Source organism: Chloroflexota bacterium (assembly GCA_016875875.1).
Lineage (GTDB): Bacteria > Chloroflexota > Dehalococcoidia > GIF9 > UBA5629 > 9FT-COMBO-48-23.
The window spans coordinates 187,880-202,021 of record VGOP01000001.1; the positions used below are offsets into that span (position 1 = coordinate 187,880).

Annotated in this window: 14 protein-coding genes; 13 read left to right on the top strand and 1 reads right to left on the bottom strand. The window is 48.4% G+C overall.

Translation table 11 applies throughout. From position 1 onward, the window contains the following. Positions 1-80: 80 nt before the first annotated feature. Both FJ023_00920 and FJ023_00925 read left to right on the top strand, forming a co-directional pair. Positions 81-491 (top strand): response regulator, encoded by a 411-nt coding sequence (locus FJ023_00920; protein MBM4445899.1) that lies wholly within the window; start codon positions 81-83, stop codon positions 489-491. 35 nt (positions 492-526) lie between these two features. Further along, positions 527-916, top strand: a complete 390-nt coding sequence (locus FJ023_00925; protein ID MBM4445900.1) for a response regulator — start codon at positions 527-529, stop codon at positions 914-916. Positions 917-921: 5 nt separating this feature from the next. On the opposite strand, the gene FJ023_00930 is transcribed toward FJ023_00925, so the two are convergent. Beyond that, entirely contained in the window at positions 922-1,425 is a 504-nt protein-coding gene (locus tag FJ023_00930; protein ID MBM4445901.1) for a cyclic nucleotide-binding domain-containing protein, read from the bottom strand. A gap of 418 nt (positions 1,426-1,843) precedes the next feature. Here FJ023_00930 and FJ023_00935 point away from each other — a divergent pair, with 418 nt between their 5' ends. The 11 genes from FJ023_00935 to FJ023_00985 all read left to right on the top strand — a co-directional run bounded on the left by FJ023_00935 (position 1,844) and on the right by FJ023_00985 (position 14,123). Continuing rightward, a complete protein-coding gene (locus FJ023_00935; protein MBM4445902.1) occupies positions 1,844-4,501 on the top strand; it encodes a formate dehydrogenase subunit alpha in 2,658 nt (885 codons plus the stop codon). Beyond that, positions 4,494-4,982: an NADH-quinone oxidoreductase subunit NuoE gene (gene nuoE, locus FJ023_00940; protein MBM4445903.1), complete on the top strand. Its 489-nt coding sequence runs from the start codon at positions 4,494-4,496 to the stop codon at positions 4,980-4,982. Before FJ023_00935 ends, nuoE begins: the two co-directional genes overlap by 8 nt. A 1-nt stretch (position 4,983) precedes the next feature. Further along, positions 4,984-8,046: a hydrogenase gene (locus tag FJ023_00945; protein ID MBM4445904.1), complete on the top strand. Its 3,063-nt coding sequence runs from the start codon at positions 4,984-4,986 to the stop codon at positions 8,044-8,046. Between the two features lie 53 nt (positions 8,047-8,099). Then, positions 8,100-8,744: a 5,10-methylenetetrahydrofolate reductase gene (locus tag FJ023_00950; GenBank protein MBM4445905.1), complete on the top strand. Its 645-nt coding sequence runs from the start codon at positions 8,100-8,102 to the stop codon at positions 8,742-8,744. Positions 8,745-8,760: 16 nt separating this feature from the next. Then, a complete protein-coding gene (locus FJ023_00955; protein ID MBM4445906.1) occupies positions 8,761-9,645 on the top strand; it encodes a 5,10-methylenetetrahydrofolate reductase in 885 nt (294 codons plus the stop codon). A 126-nt stretch (positions 9,646-9,771) separates the two neighbouring features. Beyond that, positions 9,772-10,158, top strand: coding sequence for a zinc ribbon domain-containing protein (locus FJ023_00960; GenBank protein ID MBM4445907.1), 387 nt, complete (start codon positions 9,772-9,774; stop codon positions 10,156-10,158). A 171-nt stretch (positions 10,159-10,329) separates the two neighbouring features. Then, positions 10,330-11,121, top strand: a complete 792-nt coding sequence (locus FJ023_00965) for a (Fe-S)-binding protein (GenBank protein MBM4445908.1) — start codon at positions 10,330-10,332, stop codon at positions 11,119-11,121. A 63-nt stretch (positions 11,122-11,184) separates the two neighbouring features. Beyond that, positions 11,185-11,532 carry a cupin domain-containing protein gene (locus FJ023_00970; GenBank protein MBM4445909.1) on the top strand — a complete coding sequence of 116 codons (348 nt, stop codon included), beginning with the start codon at positions 11,185-11,187 and terminating at the stop codon, positions 11,530-11,532. A 307-nt stretch (positions 11,533-11,839) separates the two neighbouring features. Further along, a complete protein-coding gene (locus FJ023_00975) occupies positions 11,840-12,157 on the top strand; it encodes a hypothetical protein (GenBank protein MBM4445910.1) in 318 nt (105 codons plus the stop codon). Between the two features lie 140 nt (positions 12,158-12,297). Then, entirely contained in the window at positions 12,298-12,984 is a 687-nt protein-coding gene (locus FJ023_00980) for a response regulator transcription factor (GenBank protein MBM4445911.1), read from the top strand. Beyond that, complete coding sequence (locus tag FJ023_00985) at positions 12,984-14,123, top strand: HAMP domain-containing protein (GenBank protein MBM4445912.1); 1,140 nt, start codon at positions 12,984-12,986, stop codon at positions 14,121-14,123. Before FJ023_00980 ends, FJ023_00985 begins: the two co-directional genes overlap by 1 nt. The last annotated feature ends 19 nt before the right edge of the window (positions 14,124-14,142 follow it).

Genomic DNA, 14,142 nt, shown 5'->3' on the forward strand with positions numbered 1-14,142 from the left:
ATCGCCTGTATGTGCGGATGTAGAGTTTTGCTTTATAATATGGATTGTCGTGGAGCTATTTGATATAATTCGCAGCGCAGATGACGATGGTAGGTAAGAAGGTTCTGGTAGTTGATGATGACCCTGATATTCTAGATGCGATAAGCATGATTTTAGAGGCTCAGGGCTGCAATGTGGTCTTCGCCCGTGACGGTTCGGAGTGTCTGGAAAAGCTTGCCTCGGAGAAACCTGACTTAATGATACTTGATCTTTTAATGCCTAAGGTGGATGGTTTTGCCGTTTACAAAGAGCTCCATTCTCCCAAGTGGTCTGAGTATCGCGATATGCCAGTCCTTATTTTAAGCTCGGTGCGGGAGGAGTCCAGCCGCCGTCGTTATGAGCTGGAAACCGGCCAAGTGCTTAAACCAGATGAGTACTTAGAGAAACCGATATTGCCACGGGTTTTACTAGATTGTGTCGAAAAGCTACTTAAACGAAAGCAACGAGTCTAGACTTCAGTGAAATGCTTTGAGGAGGTGACAGGATAATGAAAAGCAAAACCAAGATTCTTCTTGTTGATGATGACAAAGACTTTGTGGAAGCGACTAAGCTTGTCTTAGAGAGTAAGCCTTATGAAGTGGTAGTTGCTTGCAATGGTGATGAGGGGTTGGCGAAGGCGAGGCAAGAAAAGCCCGATTTGATCATCTTGGACATAATAATGCCAGTCAAGGACGGGTTTAGTGCTGCAGAACAGCTTAAGAAAGACTCTGAGCTTAAAAAGATACCTGTTATAATGTTGACAAGCTTCTCAGAAAAAGGCGGGGAGACTTCTCTTAGTGTCAGTCAAGGATTCACTTTGGATACCGAGGACTATGTGGACAAGCCGGTATCTCCTCAGGAGTTGTTGCAAAGGGTGGAGCGGTTACTTAAAAAGTAACGTGATTACTCTGGGTGTATTTCTTTTCGTGGTGGCAGTTTTTCTTTGCCGACCAGTTTACCTTGTAGGTCTCTTAGCCTTCTAGCGATAACTCTTACCAGACTTTTCATTATCTCGTAGCCAAGTGAATGGTTGCAATCCATCAGTTGGTTAAGCTCAGTGCCTGATACCGCTACCACAGTAGAGCGCTTGATACAAATTGCTGACATATTTCGAGAATGAGGAGCTACCAATGATGACCAGCCGAAAACATCCCCTTTAGTTACGGTATCAACAGAAACTCTTACTGGTTCCCTTGTCCCTCGTCCTTTGCGCGATGCCACTACTAGTCTTATCTCCCCTTCCTCTAGAATGTGGAAATCTTTGGCTACATCGTTCTCGCGGAATACGGACTCGCCTGCGCTATAGGTGTTCCTTCGCCATGAGGGCAGACTAGCTATTTTTTGTAGATCGCTGTCATCGAGACCGATGAACACCTCACACCGCTTGAGTAATTGCATGATATCCATTTAGGCATCCCCTTGTATTAATGAGATCATGGTATTCTAGCATCATTATAGCTAGCACAGATGACTAGGTAAAGCCGAGCAAGGCATTATATTATCGTGCAAAATACTATGACAGAGATTATATTGGAGACATGTATGATTAACCAAATCGGTTTTATTTTAGAAGTATACTGGTGGCATATTGGGTTTAATAGTGCGGCTCCCTTTGACACATACTGCTAGATGTAGTAAACTCGCTCGATATACTCCGAAAATGGGGAAGCATCTGCTTTAAAGCAGAATGTACTGTTTTTGTTGTGTAATATTTGAAGACATTTTGTATTTTTTCTGTGAATTAAGCGTGACTGAAACCTGAGAGGGGTTGAGGTTGCGATTTTTTAGTGACTGGCATTGTGTGGCAGATTAGCGCAGAGAAGAGGTGAATTTGGAGGCGATCACTATCACGCTCAATGGACGAGAGGTAAGTGGTCAGCCCGGGATGACCATCTTGGATTTGGCCCGAGAGTCCGGTGTGGCCGTTCCCACTCTTTGTCATGATTCTCACCTAGACCCGATTGGTGCTTGCCGCATTTGTATAGTGGAAGATGAGAGATCGGGAGCACTGATGGCATCTTGCGTCACTCCGATAGCACCGGGGATGGTCATTCACACTGAGTCCCCACGAGTACAAGAACGCCGAAAAACTATAATCAAGCTCATGCTGGCTAGCCATCCTGATTCCTGCCTGGTATGCGATAAAGGCAACCGTTGTCAATTGCGCAAGGTAGCATCAGACATGGGTGTGGGTCTGGTAGAGTTCCAGAGGATTCCTCAACTGGCTGTCATCGAGGAAGTGAACCCCTTCGTTGAGAGAGATTTGAGCAAATGCATCCTTTGCGCCAAGTGCATCAGGGCGTGTCAGGAATTGGTTGGCGAAGGTGCTATTGACTATCTCGGTCGAGGATTTGTCTCCAAACCAGCAACGCTTGGTGATCTGCCATTAGAGAACTCCGAATGCACTTTCTGCGGAACGTGTGTGGCATTATGTCCCACCGGTGCCATAATGGAAAAGGACAGAAAGTATACAGGGACAACTACGACAACTATTGGTACAGTCTGTCCATTTTGTGGCTGTGGCTGTGGGGTTTGTTTGGAAATAAAGGACAATCGTTTGGTACGAGCCAGACCCGATGAAAATAATCCGTTGAACCGTGACACCCTTTGCGTCAAGGGAAGCTATGGCTGTGATTTTGTGCATAGTCCAGACAGATTGACCAGCCCCATGGTCAAAGTAAATGGTAATTTTGAGGTGGTGTCATGGGAAGAGGCTTTGGGTGTAGTGGCTGGTGCATTTAAGCGAATAAAGGAGGCTCATGGTCCCAACAGCTTGGCTATTTTAGGCTCTTCTAAGTGTACTAATGAGGAGAACTACTTGTTGCAGCGGTTTACCAGGTGTGTTTTGGGTACAAATAATATTGACAACGGTAGTCGACTCTACAATTCTGCCAGTTACGAAGGTTTGTGGGAGACTATTGGCTGTCGTGGTACCACGAATTCTCTTGATGACCTTGAGCAGGCACAAGTGATACTGATCATCGGTGCTGATCCAACTTCCTCGGCTCCATTAGTAGGATATGCCATTAAGCGTGCTGTTAAGCGTAAGGGTGCCAAGCTGCTGTTGATAAATCTCCAGTGGACAAAGCTCGCCTCTTGGGCACATCTCTGGTTAAGACCAAAAGTTGGTACGGAGTTAGCTCTTATAAATGGCATGGCGAAGGTAATCATAGATGAAAACCTGCTGGATAGAGAGTATGTGGATGGCAAGACAAGCGGTTTTGAGACATTGGCTGATGGTTTAAGGGAATATACGCCAGAGTATGTAGAAGAGGTTACTGGTATCACAGGCGAGGAAATACACCAGGCTGCTAGACTCTTTGCCAAGGCGAGCAAGGCCTGCATTGTTTATGGTGATGGTATTACTCAGTATGTCAATGGAGCAAGCAGTGTAGCCGCCTTGGCGAATTTAGCGATGTTGACCGGAAACATTGGGGATGGAGAGGGTGGCATCTATGCGCTGCAAAGAGAAAATAATGCGCGGGGTGCCAATGACATGGGAACCTTACCCGACTTTTTACCTGGCTATCAGAGTTTTGAGGATGTTCAAGTCAGGAGGAATTTTGAAGCTCGTTGGGGGTGCCAACTGCCTACTGATTCAGGGATATCGGCTCTTGAGATAATAAACGGAGCAGAAGCAGGCAAAATAAGAGGCATGTATATTGTGGGTGAAAACCCGGCAGTGAGTTTCCCGAATTCAAATCTTGTTAGACAGGCATTGGAATCACTCGATTTATTGGTGGTGCAGGATATATTTGTCACTGAGACGGCGAAACTGGCAAAAGTAATCTTGCCAGCTGCGAGTTTTGCTGAAAAGGAAGGCACGTTTACCAATTTTGATGGTACGGTGCAGAGGGTGAGAAAGGCTTTGGAGCCGGCTGGGGGCAGTCTGCCTGATTGGGAGATAATACTTCGATTAGCCAGCGGGATGAGTTCCTCGATGCCGTATTCTTCACCCCGAGAGGTTATGAGTGAGATTGCAGAATTGGTTCCTTTATATCGAGGTGTGGACTATGCCAAGCTGGACATTAAAAGCTATCGCCTTGGCAAAGGTCAAACTACAAGCGGGCACGGAAAGTTTTCTTCTGTTAAGTATATCCCACAGCCAAGTCCAGGAGATGAGTATCCTTTTACTCTTTTAGCTGGAACCACGCTTTATCAGTTCGGTACCAACTCTAGAAGCTCAAGGTCTTCACGGTTGAGGAAATTCTTGCCGGGGGCTTTTGTGGAGATTAGCAGAGCTGATGCTAAAAGACTCAAAGTCGAAGACGGTGATAAGGTCAAGATAGTATCACCTGTTGGCGAGTTGGCGGCTGAGGTAAAAGTTACTGACACACTCAATAAAGGGACGGTCTTTATGCCCGGGTCGTTTCCAGAGAGCCCGGTCAATGGGCTATTTGACATTGTTTTAGACCCTCAGACGAAGGCCCCGGCTCTCAAAACGTGTCACGTAAGACTGGAAAGGATTGAAAGCCATGGCTAATCTGGAAACAAAACCTGAGATTAACTTGGCACGAATAGATGAGCTTATAGCTGAGTATATCGGTCAAAGGTGGGCATTGATCCCGCTCCTTCAGAAAATACAGGAAGAGTTTGGATATATCCCTCCTGAGGCGACACAACCAGTAGCTAGAGCCTTAGGCCTATTTCCTGTGCAAGTGCAAGGGGTAATCTCCTTTTATGCACAGTTGTATACAAAACCGCAGGGGAGAAAGGTTGTCAGGGTGTGTCGGGGAACTGCCTGCCATGTTCGGGGTGGGAAGACGATATTGAAATTGGTGAAACAACAGCTGGGGCTTGAGGAAGGGGAGACCACGCCTGATTACGAATATACATTAGAGACGGTTGCTTGCATAGGGGTCTGTGCCCTGGCACCCAACATAGTTATTGGCACGACAACCTGTGGGCATATGAATCCCAAAAAAGTAGCGCAGTTATTTGGTGAGAGAAAGGGCACGGAATAACATGGCAGACCAGAAGACGGTTTTTGTTTGCCAGGGTACAGGATGTGTTTCAGGAGGCTCTGATGCTGTTTATGACGTGCTTAAGGTGGAAGTAGCACGACATAAACTAGCTGGTGTTGAAGTAGATTTCACCGGTTGTCATGGCTTCTGTGAGCAAGGCCCTAATGTGGTCATTGAACCGGAGGGCATTTTCTACACTCGTGTGGAGCCAAGTGATGCACCAGAGATTGTTAGCTCCCATCTAAAAAATGGCAAGCCAGTAGAGCGCCTCTTCTATCGTGACCCGGTTACTGGCCAAAGCATCCCATACTATTCGGAGATAAACTTTTATAAGAAACAGCAGCGTGTCATTCTGCGCAATTGTGGGCACATCAATCCTGAGAATATCCACCACTACATAGCCAGTGGAGGCTATAGAGCGCTCAGAAAGGTTCTCCTGATAGCGCCTGAAGATGTCATTGAGGAAATCAAGAAGTCCGGGCTGCGTGGTCGGGGTGGGGCTGGTTTTCCTACGGGCCGCAAGTGGGAGTTTTGTCGCAACTCACCCGGCGACACGAAGTATGTCATCTGTAATGCTGATGAAGGTGACCCCGGTGCCTTTATGGACCGCTCTATCCTGGAAGCTGACCCCCATTCTGTTATAGAGGGCTTAACGATTGCGGGATATGCTATAGGTGCCAGAGAGGGCTACATATACGCCCGTGCTGAATACCCACTGGCGGTGAAGCGATTTCGTATTGCGTTAGAGCAAGCCAAGAAGAGAGGTTTTCTGGGTGATAATATCCTTGGTTCGCACTTTTCTTTCATGATTCATGTCAAGGAAGGCGCTGGTGCCTTTGTCTGTGGTGAGGAGACAGCGCTGCTTGCTTCTATTGAAAGCAGGCGGGGCATGCCTCGTCCTCGTCCGCCATTCCCGGCGCAATCAGGCTTGGATGGCAAGCCCAGCAATATCAATAATGTGAAAACCTTGGCCGCAGTCCCCGTCATCATTGACAAGGGGGCAGAGTGGTTTGCCAGCTTAGGCACCGAGAAGAGCAAAGGGACTGCTGTCTTCGCTCTCACCGGTAAGATTGCCAATAGCGGTCTGGTGGAAGTGCCGATGGGTACTCCGCTGGCCACTGTTATCTTCGATATTGGCGGAGGTATCCCTCGTGGCAAGCGGTTTAAAGCAGTGCAGACGGGTGGTCCGTCAGGTGGGTGTATTCCCACCCGGTTTATAGATACCCCAGTGGACTATGACTCTCTGGCTCAACTGGGCTCCATTATGGGTTCTGGTGGTATGGTGGTTATGGATGAAGCTACCTGCATGGTTGAGGTGGCTAGATATTTCTTGAGTTTTACCCAGGATGAGTCCTGTGGGAAATGCGTCCCTTGCCGCTTGGGAACAAGACAGATGCTGGAAATCTTGACCCGAATAACTCAAGGGAAAGGCCGCGATGCAGACATGGACACTCTGCTTAATATAGCCAGGACAGTCAAAGAGTGTTCATTGTGTGGCTTGGGTCAGACATGTCCCAATCCTGTGCTGACGACAATTAATTACTTCCAAGATGAGTATGAGACTCATATAAAGGAGAAGAAGTGCCCTGCTGCTGTCTGTGACTCCTTGATGATATCGCCGTGCCAGCATACCTGTCCGGTGGGGATTAACGTTCCTAAATATGTGGCGCATATCACTGTCGGGGAATATCTGGAGTCCGTTGAGACAATCAGAGACCGAAACCCGTTTCCAGCTATATGCGGGCGCATCTGTCATCATCCCTGTGAAGGCAGATGCCGGCGTGGGGAATTGGATGAATCTGTAGCTATCAGGTCGCTCAAACGTTTTGCTGCTGATTGGTATTTTGACCATATATCTGAGTTGCCTCCGCCAGAGCCCTTCCCCAGAACTAAACGTCAGAAGGTGGCAGTGGTGGGTGCAGGCCCCACTGGACTCAGTTGTGCCTACTACTTAGCTCAGATGGGTTACGGAGTTACCGCCTTTGAGGCTCTACCTGTAGGCGGGGGTATGCTGTCGGTGGCTATACCTGAGTTTCGATTGCCTCGCAGGGTTATTCAACAGGAGATTGATTATATTGCCAAGCGTGGAGTAGACATAAGGTATGACATGCCTATCGGTGTGACCTACACAGTGGATGACCTTCTAAAGAAAGATGGTTACTCAGCCGTGTTTATCGCTGCTGGTGCTCAGAGAAGCCAGCGAATAGGCATACCTGGTGAACTGGAGGACGTTGAGGGTTTCCACTACGGGCTGAGGTTCTTGAGAGATGTTAAAGTGGGCAAGCAGGTTCGAGTCGGGCAGAAAGTGGCGGTCATTGGAGGTGGGAATGTAGCTCTTGATGCTGCGCGTACAGCCCTTCGCCTTGGCGCTGATGAGGTCAACATTTTCTATCGGCGGTCGCGAGAGGAAATGCCAGTGACCGAGGTGGAATATGATGAGGCAGTGGCTGAGGGCGTAGGCATCAATTTCCTCATCAGTCCTACTCGTATAGCCAGTGATAATTGGAAGGTAACCGGCTTGCAGTGCAGCCGTATGCAGTTGGGCGAGATGGATGCCAGTGGGCGCCGCCGCCCGGTGCCGATTCCGGGCTCAGAATTCTTCGCCGAAGCTGATACTGTAATTGCTGCAGTTGGACAAGCTCCTGACCTCTCGTTCTTGCCACCTGACAGCGCTCTCGAGCGGACACGTTGGGAGACACTGGCGGTTGATAGTAATACCTTATCTACTAATGTTCCTGGCGTTTTCGCCGGCGGTGACTTTGTCACTGGCCCGGGCATGGTCATAGATGCTATTGCCGCTGGTAGGAGAGGGGCTTTAGCCATAGATAAATATCTTAAGGCGGATATCACAAGGGTAGAGATGTATGATCTGAAGACCGAGGTCATTGTGGAAGCTGCCACTAAGGTTGAGGAAGAGACGTGGGAGGCGCAACCCCGGCTAGAAGTGCCGACGCTCCCCACCGAAGAAAGGAAGCACAGTTTCGAGGAAATAGAGCTCAGCTTTTCAGAAGAGAAGGCTAAGCAGGAAGCTAAGCGGTGCTTGAGGTGCGACTTGGAGCGATGATGACTGGGATTGCTCGGAGGAATGCTCTATTGGTTAGTTAGGAGGGCACGACGATGAAATCTATCACCAAGCAGAAGTCTTTCGATGAAATCAAAGAACAACTGGAAGGATTAGACAAGGTTTACGTTATTGGCTGTGGTACTTGTGCAACCATGACAAAAACTGGTGGTATAGAGGAAGTCCAATGTATGAAGGACCGTCTTCAGGAACTGGGTAAAATTGTTACCGGCTCGACGGTTATTCCTACTGCTTGTGATGAGATGACAGAAGTCGCCCTCAAAGAGAACAATGGAGCTATCAACAGTTCAAGCTGTATTCTGGTTATGTCTTGTGCCTTAGGGGTGCACAAGGTCAGTTGCTATATTGATAAGCCTGTTATTCCAGCGCTGGATACCCTGTTTATCGGTCTGGAGGATGAGCCGGGCAACTTTCACGAAGTCTGTGCTCAGTGTGGTCACTGTGTTCTGGGACAGACAGCCGGTATCTGCCCGTTAACAGCTTGCCATAAAGGATTGCTAAACGGACCATGCGGTGGCACCAATAAGGGCAAGTGTGAGGTTGACATAACGAAAGATTGTGCCTGGACACTCATATACCAGCGACTGGAAGCGCAGGGCAGGCTTGATATGATGCGAAAGTATCAGCCACCCAAGAACTTCCAGGCGACACCTAGGCCGCGGACGATTAAAATCGCGTGAGGGGGAGGAAACGATTATGGCGACACGCTTTAAAGAAGCTCTTAACTCCGGCAAGTTTGTGATAACCAGTGAGATTGGGCCACCTAAAGGGACGAACATTGAGAAGATGCACCATCACATAGACCTTCTCAAAGATAGAGTCGTTGCCATGAATGTCACTGACCATCAAAGCTCAGTGATGCGTTTTCCGTCGATTGGTGGCTGTCTGGCTATTAAAGAGCGCGGTGGTGAGCCGATTCTTCAGATGACCTGCCGCGATCGCAACCGGCTTGCCCTTCAAGCTGAGCTGCTTTTTGCTTATACCAGGGGCGTAAGGAATGTCCTCTGCCTTACTGGTGACGCTGTCCCTGTTGGCGACCATAAAGAGGCTAAAGGCGTCTTTGACCTGGATTCACTTCAACTGTTGAGAACCATCCGCCTACTGGAATCAGGTAAAGACCTTGGCGGGAATGACCTTGATGGAGCTGTAGAATTCTGTGCTGGAGCCATAGTTACACCTGAAGCCAATCCGATAGAACCTCAGTTGCTCAAGTTTGAAAAGAAAATCGAGGTTGGTGCTGAATTCTTTCAGACTCAGGCCATCTACGACCTGGATAATTTCGCCAAATTCATGAAGTTTGCCCGCCAGTTTTCCGTCAAGATTCTAGCCGGGATAGTATTGCTTACGTCGGCCAGGATGGCGAAGTACATGACTGAGAATGTGCCCGGTATCTTTGTGCCCCAGAATCTGATTGATGAGCTAGCTGCTGCTCCCAAGGGGGAAGCGCTCAATAAAGGCATTGAAATTGCCGGCAGGATGATTGCTGCGCTGAAGAAGGATTCCGTTTGCGATGGAGTTCACGTTATGGCCATCGGCAGGGAAGAATTGGTTCCAGACATACTGGCGGCTGCCGGATTTTAATACGATGCCATCCATTGTACAATTCTTTAGACCGGCCTGTGAGTGGTGGCGGCACAAGCGTACAAGCCTGAAGGTCTGTCTTTACATTCCTGCAAAAATTTACCAGTTTCGGACAAGGTAAGACATATGAGAGCTGTAGGTGTGCTTTTACTTGTTCTGGGAATAGTAGGACTGCTATTAAACTTGATATTGTGGCTTCCTGTCGGATTTAACGTTATTATTGTGGCACTTGTCTCCGCGGTCTGTTTTACGGCTATTTGGGGTGGTGGCAGGCTGTCACAGGCAAGGACAGAGTTTGTGACAGAGCCGGCAAAGAAATATGAGCCAACGGCTCAGCAACCCCAGTGGGTACAGCAGAGCGTCGCTTGTCCTAAATGCGGTTGTCACGTTGTCCCAGGCCAGCGATTCTGTGGAGGCTGCGGTTCAAGCTTGGAATCTTATTGTGCTAGATGCGGAGGTGCTATTACTGCCCCATCAAGATTCTGTGGCAATTGCGGTGCCAAATTGAGCTGAAAGGTTAAGCCGAGTTCGTATTACGGACAGTGGGGGTAAGAAAGAAAAATATGGCTATCGGGCTTCTATATCAGGAAGGACTGAAGGAATACGATTTCGGCCCAGAGAGTTGTGCTTGAATGTAATTGCCTCGGACTGCGAGACAATAAGTGAGGAAGGAGGTTTTGATACATGATAGACAGCAAGCTGGTGGATAACATAAAAGCTTACGGTGCCTGTAGCGGTTCGGGTGAAGAAAGGCGAAAAATTCTTGTCGATGATATAGGGTTCAGGATAGGTGAGAAGGCAGAGTATGTAATCATCACGGGCTGTTTTCAACCTGAGGGAATGCCCCATGTGATGCGAGCGCTGAAAGAGCTGCTCGACCGCTTTAGAGTAGACTATACGCTGTTGCAAAAGGAGTACTGCTGTAGCTGGATGCCTATCGGGCAGCCTGCGGTAATGGCTAAAAACGAAGAGGACATCGCTAAATCCAAAGAGCTGTCCAGAGAGTTTATCTTGGAAAACTTCAAGCAGGCTGAAGCGTTGGGGGCGAAGGCGATTGTGTTGTTCTGCGGTGCCTGCGAACCCAACTATACTAATTGCCGGAGAGATACTAAGCTAGAGGTCATTCCCTATAGCGAGCTTCTTGACCGCTACTTCACCGGCGGCAAGTTGGATGCGGAGTTGGATTATTATGCCGGCTGTTACAGATTTCGGCGACGGATAACTTCTGAGCCAGTGGATGTTTCGCCAGCGGTGCGAGTGCTCAACAAAATCAATGGACTTAGGGTGAATCATCTGGACGCCAATTTGTGCTGCTATATTCCGCCGCATATGGAACAGCTCATTGGTAGCCTGACAACTAAGATTTTGGTCAACATCTGTTCCGGTTGCTATCATAGTCTCAGGGGCAAGTTGCAGGAAAGGCCTGATATTCGGGTAAGAATGCTCCCTGAGGTGGTTCTGGAAGCAATCCAGTAGGTAGCCGGGGCCCAAAGTACTCCTTTTCTTTTTGTTAAGCCCCCAACGAAAGGAGATAAAGGCGTGCAGCATAGTAAGAAAAAGGCGGATGCTAAAGTATCCGCAGCTCAGGTGGCAAGGTTAATTGACCTGGTAAATTATCAGGAAGGCTCTATAGTCAGCAGGGAGATAGTAAGTAAGCCAACAGGAACTATTACCTTATTCGCTTTCGATGAAGGCCAAGGCTTGAGCGAGCATACAGCCCCATTTGACGCTTTAGTTTGTCTACTTGATGGTGAAGCAGAAATCGTTATTTCAGGCAAGCCCTTTTGCTTGAAGGAGGGCGAAATGGTCATAATGCCCGCCAACGAAACACACGCCCTGAGGGCGAGAACTAGACTCAAGATGCTTTTGATAATGATAAGGTCGTGAAGTGTGAATATAAGGTAATGCCGGAATAGTTGGTGTGGATGTAGCAGAATCACATGTTGGTCAAAGATAGAGATAACTAAATGGGTAAGTCGGATATAGTTTTTACTACTTGCAATTGTGATTGGGGTTAATAGTATGTGTTCAAAGTTTTCATACTGAAGCCAAGACCTTAATCTTACCCATGTGGTTGTGAGTCGTCATAGTTACATCGAAAGCAAGCGCCAAAATTCACAGAAACCTTACACTATCTTCACAATAAATTCACGTTCGCCTGCTATTATTTATACCAGAAAGGAGGCGAGTGTACATGAACAAGCTGTTGAAAATCGGGGTCCCAATCCTGATTGCAGTGCTGGCACTGGTTATTGGTACTGGGCTAGTTCTGGCTAAGGAAAATGACACTCCGGTTTTGACTTGTCCCGCAATATCGTATGATTGCGATTACTCGGGATGCTCACAGTGTCCTGGCCTGCAGTATTCTAACTGCCCAAATGCCGGCAATGCCGGTAGATGGGGAGGTTGTGGGGGCGGTGGTTATTGTCGGGGGGCGGGAGGCAGCTATGGGCAAAGGGGATGGTCTGGTGATAGTGATGCCAATTACCAGCCTCCATGCCACAGATTCTAAAAACAACCTTTTTAGATAACTGTCTAGTCGGAATACCGACGTATCAAATTAACCTCCTAAGCGATAGGGGCGAAGGTCGACCACTTCGCCCCTATCAATTTTATATGCTACAATTCAGACTGTAGCACGGTGGGCAAGCAATGGCAGGTAGTAAGATTTTGCTGGTTGACGATGAGCCTAAGGTTTGCGAGCTCGTTAAGGCATACCTCGTAAAGGATGGTTATGATGTTATCATCGCTGCCGATGGCAAAACTGCCGTTGAGCAGGCTCAGCGTCATAAGCCAGACCTTATCCTGTTGGATTTGAATTTGCCTGAACTGGATGGTCTGGAGGTTTGCCGAACCATCAGAAAGCAATCAAACGTGCCGATTATCATGCTTACAGCTCGTGATGAAGAGGTGGATAAAATTGTCGGTCTGGAGATTGGAGCTGATGATTATGTTACCAAGCCGTTCAGTCCCCGTGAGCTTGCTGCCAGGGTCAGTGCTGTATTGCGGAGGTATAGGGAAGGTCCGAAGCAGGGTGAACAGATTATTGCTGGAGAGCTTCGCCTAGACCCGGAAAAACATGAGGCTATTTATACAGGACAACAGCTTAGCCTGACCGCTGCTGAATTTAAATTGCTCGCCGTCCTGGCCCGTAATCCGGGTAGAGTTTATACCAGACTCCAGTTGATGGATTCAGCCTTTGGTGAGTCCTATGAGGGTTATGAGCGCACTATAGATGCTCACATTAAAAATATCAGACAGAAGATGTCAAAATTGGCGCCGGAATCTGCTAACCCGTTGGTTACAATCCGCGGTGTTGGCTACAAATTGGAGAAATAATGATACATAGTTTATCGGTGAAGCTCTCTCTTCTCTTTGTGGGAATTGCCTTGGTGAGTGTGGGTGTTATAGCTCTGTGGGTGAATAATTCGGTCCAGAGTGAATTCTGTAGCTACTGTCAAACAAATTCGCAGATGCAAGCTCCTCCAGGCTCTGTTTGTACTGGTCCAGAGTGTGGTGGTCGGTGTGGGGCGCCGTTTTACATGGGTGAGGCTGAACAAGCTTTTCTTAATGCCGTTCGTAATTCTTTGTGGCTGGCAGCGTTAGTAGCGGTCTTGGTTGGCGTTGCTTTGGGTTTCTTGTTCAGCTGGCTCATTACTGGGCCCATGAGACAACTGACTTTGGCAGCACGTAAAGTTGCCGCCGGCGATTTTTCACATCGGGTTCCCCAGAAATCTGATGATGAGATCGGTGAAGTATCTGATGCTTTTAATACTATGGCTGAGCAGCTGGAGAAGAAGGAGAAGAGCAGGCGCCAGTTACTGGCTGACATCGCCCATGAATTGCGCAATCCACTCAGCATTATCCAGGGGAATTTGGAAGCCTGGCTCGATGGAGTTATTACGCCTGCGCCGGACCAGGTTGCCTCGGTATATGATGAAACCGTGCTTCTTTCCCGATTGGTAACCGACCTTAGGGATCTATCACTGGCGGAAGCCGGCCAACTTAAGTTATATCAGAATGCCACTGAGCTGAGCGAATTCATTTTCGCACAGATAGCCAGTGTCCAAAATCGTTGTCTAGAGAAGCTAATTTCCATTAATGCGGAGCTACCAACCGGATTGCCGTCGGTGTTCATTGACAGGGACCGCATACGTCAAGTGCTGCACAATCTGATTGATAATGCTCTTAGGTATACACGAGCCGGCGGGACTATTAAAATTGGCGCAAGTTACAAAACACCGGGTTGGGTTACGGTATCTGTATCAGATTCGGGAAGCGGCATAGCTACCGAGGACTTACCTCATGTTTTCGACCATTTCTACAAGGCAGACCGGTCGCGGCAGAGGGGGCACGGAGGAGCCGGCATAGGGCTGGCTATGGTGAAGAGGCTCGTAGAATTGCATGGAGGAACGGTGTGGGTGGAAAGCCGTAAGGGCAAGGGAAGCACCTTTTTCTTCACATTGCCTGTGGCCTGATGCCATATACTGAAGGGAT

What these genes read in the sequence shown, in the direction of transcription:
- FJ023_00920 (MBM4445899.1), top strand. Translation starts at nt 81, where the DNA reads ATGACGATGGTAGGTAAGAAGGTTCTGGTAGTTGATGATGACCCTGAT.
- FJ023_00925 (MBM4445900.1), top strand. Translation starts at nt 527, where the DNA reads ATGAAAAGCAAAACCAAGATTCTTCTTGTTGATGATGACAAAGACTTT.
- FJ023_00930 (MBM4445901.1), bottom strand. Translation starts at nt 1,425, where the DNA reads ATGGATATCATGCAATTACTCAAGCGGTGTGAGGTGTTCATCGGTCTC.
- nuoE (MBM4445903.1), top strand. Translation starts at nt 4,494, where the DNA reads ATGGCTAATCTGGAAACAAAACCTGAGATTAACTTGGCACGAATAGAT.
- FJ023_00945 (MBM4445904.1), top strand. Translation starts at nt 4,984, where the DNA reads ATGGCAGACCAGAAGACGGTTTTTGTTTGCCAGGGTACAGGATGTGTT.
- FJ023_00950 (MBM4445905.1), top strand. Translation starts at nt 8,100, where the DNA reads ATGAAATCTATCACCAAGCAGAAGTCTTTCGATGAAATCAAAGAACAA.
- FJ023_00955 (MBM4445906.1), top strand. Translation starts at nt 8,761, where the DNA reads ATGGCGACACGCTTTAAAGAAGCTCTTAACTCCGGCAAGTTTGTGATA.
- FJ023_00960 (MBM4445907.1), top strand. Translation starts at nt 9,772, where the DNA reads ATGAGAGCTGTAGGTGTGCTTTTACTTGTTCTGGGAATAGTAGGACTG.
- FJ023_00965 (MBM4445908.1), top strand. Translation starts at nt 10,330, where the DNA reads ATGATAGACAGCAAGCTGGTGGATAACATAAAAGCTTACGGTGCCTGT.
- FJ023_00975 (MBM4445910.1), top strand. Translation starts at nt 11,840, where the DNA reads ATGAACAAGCTGTTGAAAATCGGGGTCCCAATCCTGATTGCAGTGCTG.
- FJ023_00980 (MBM4445911.1), top strand. Translation starts at nt 12,298, where the DNA reads ATGGCAGGTAGTAAGATTTTGCTGGTTGACGATGAGCCTAAGGTTTGC.
- FJ023_00985 (MBM4445912.1), top strand. Translation starts at nt 12,984, where the DNA reads ATGATACATAGTTTATCGGTGAAGCTCTCTCTTCTCTTTGTGGGAATT.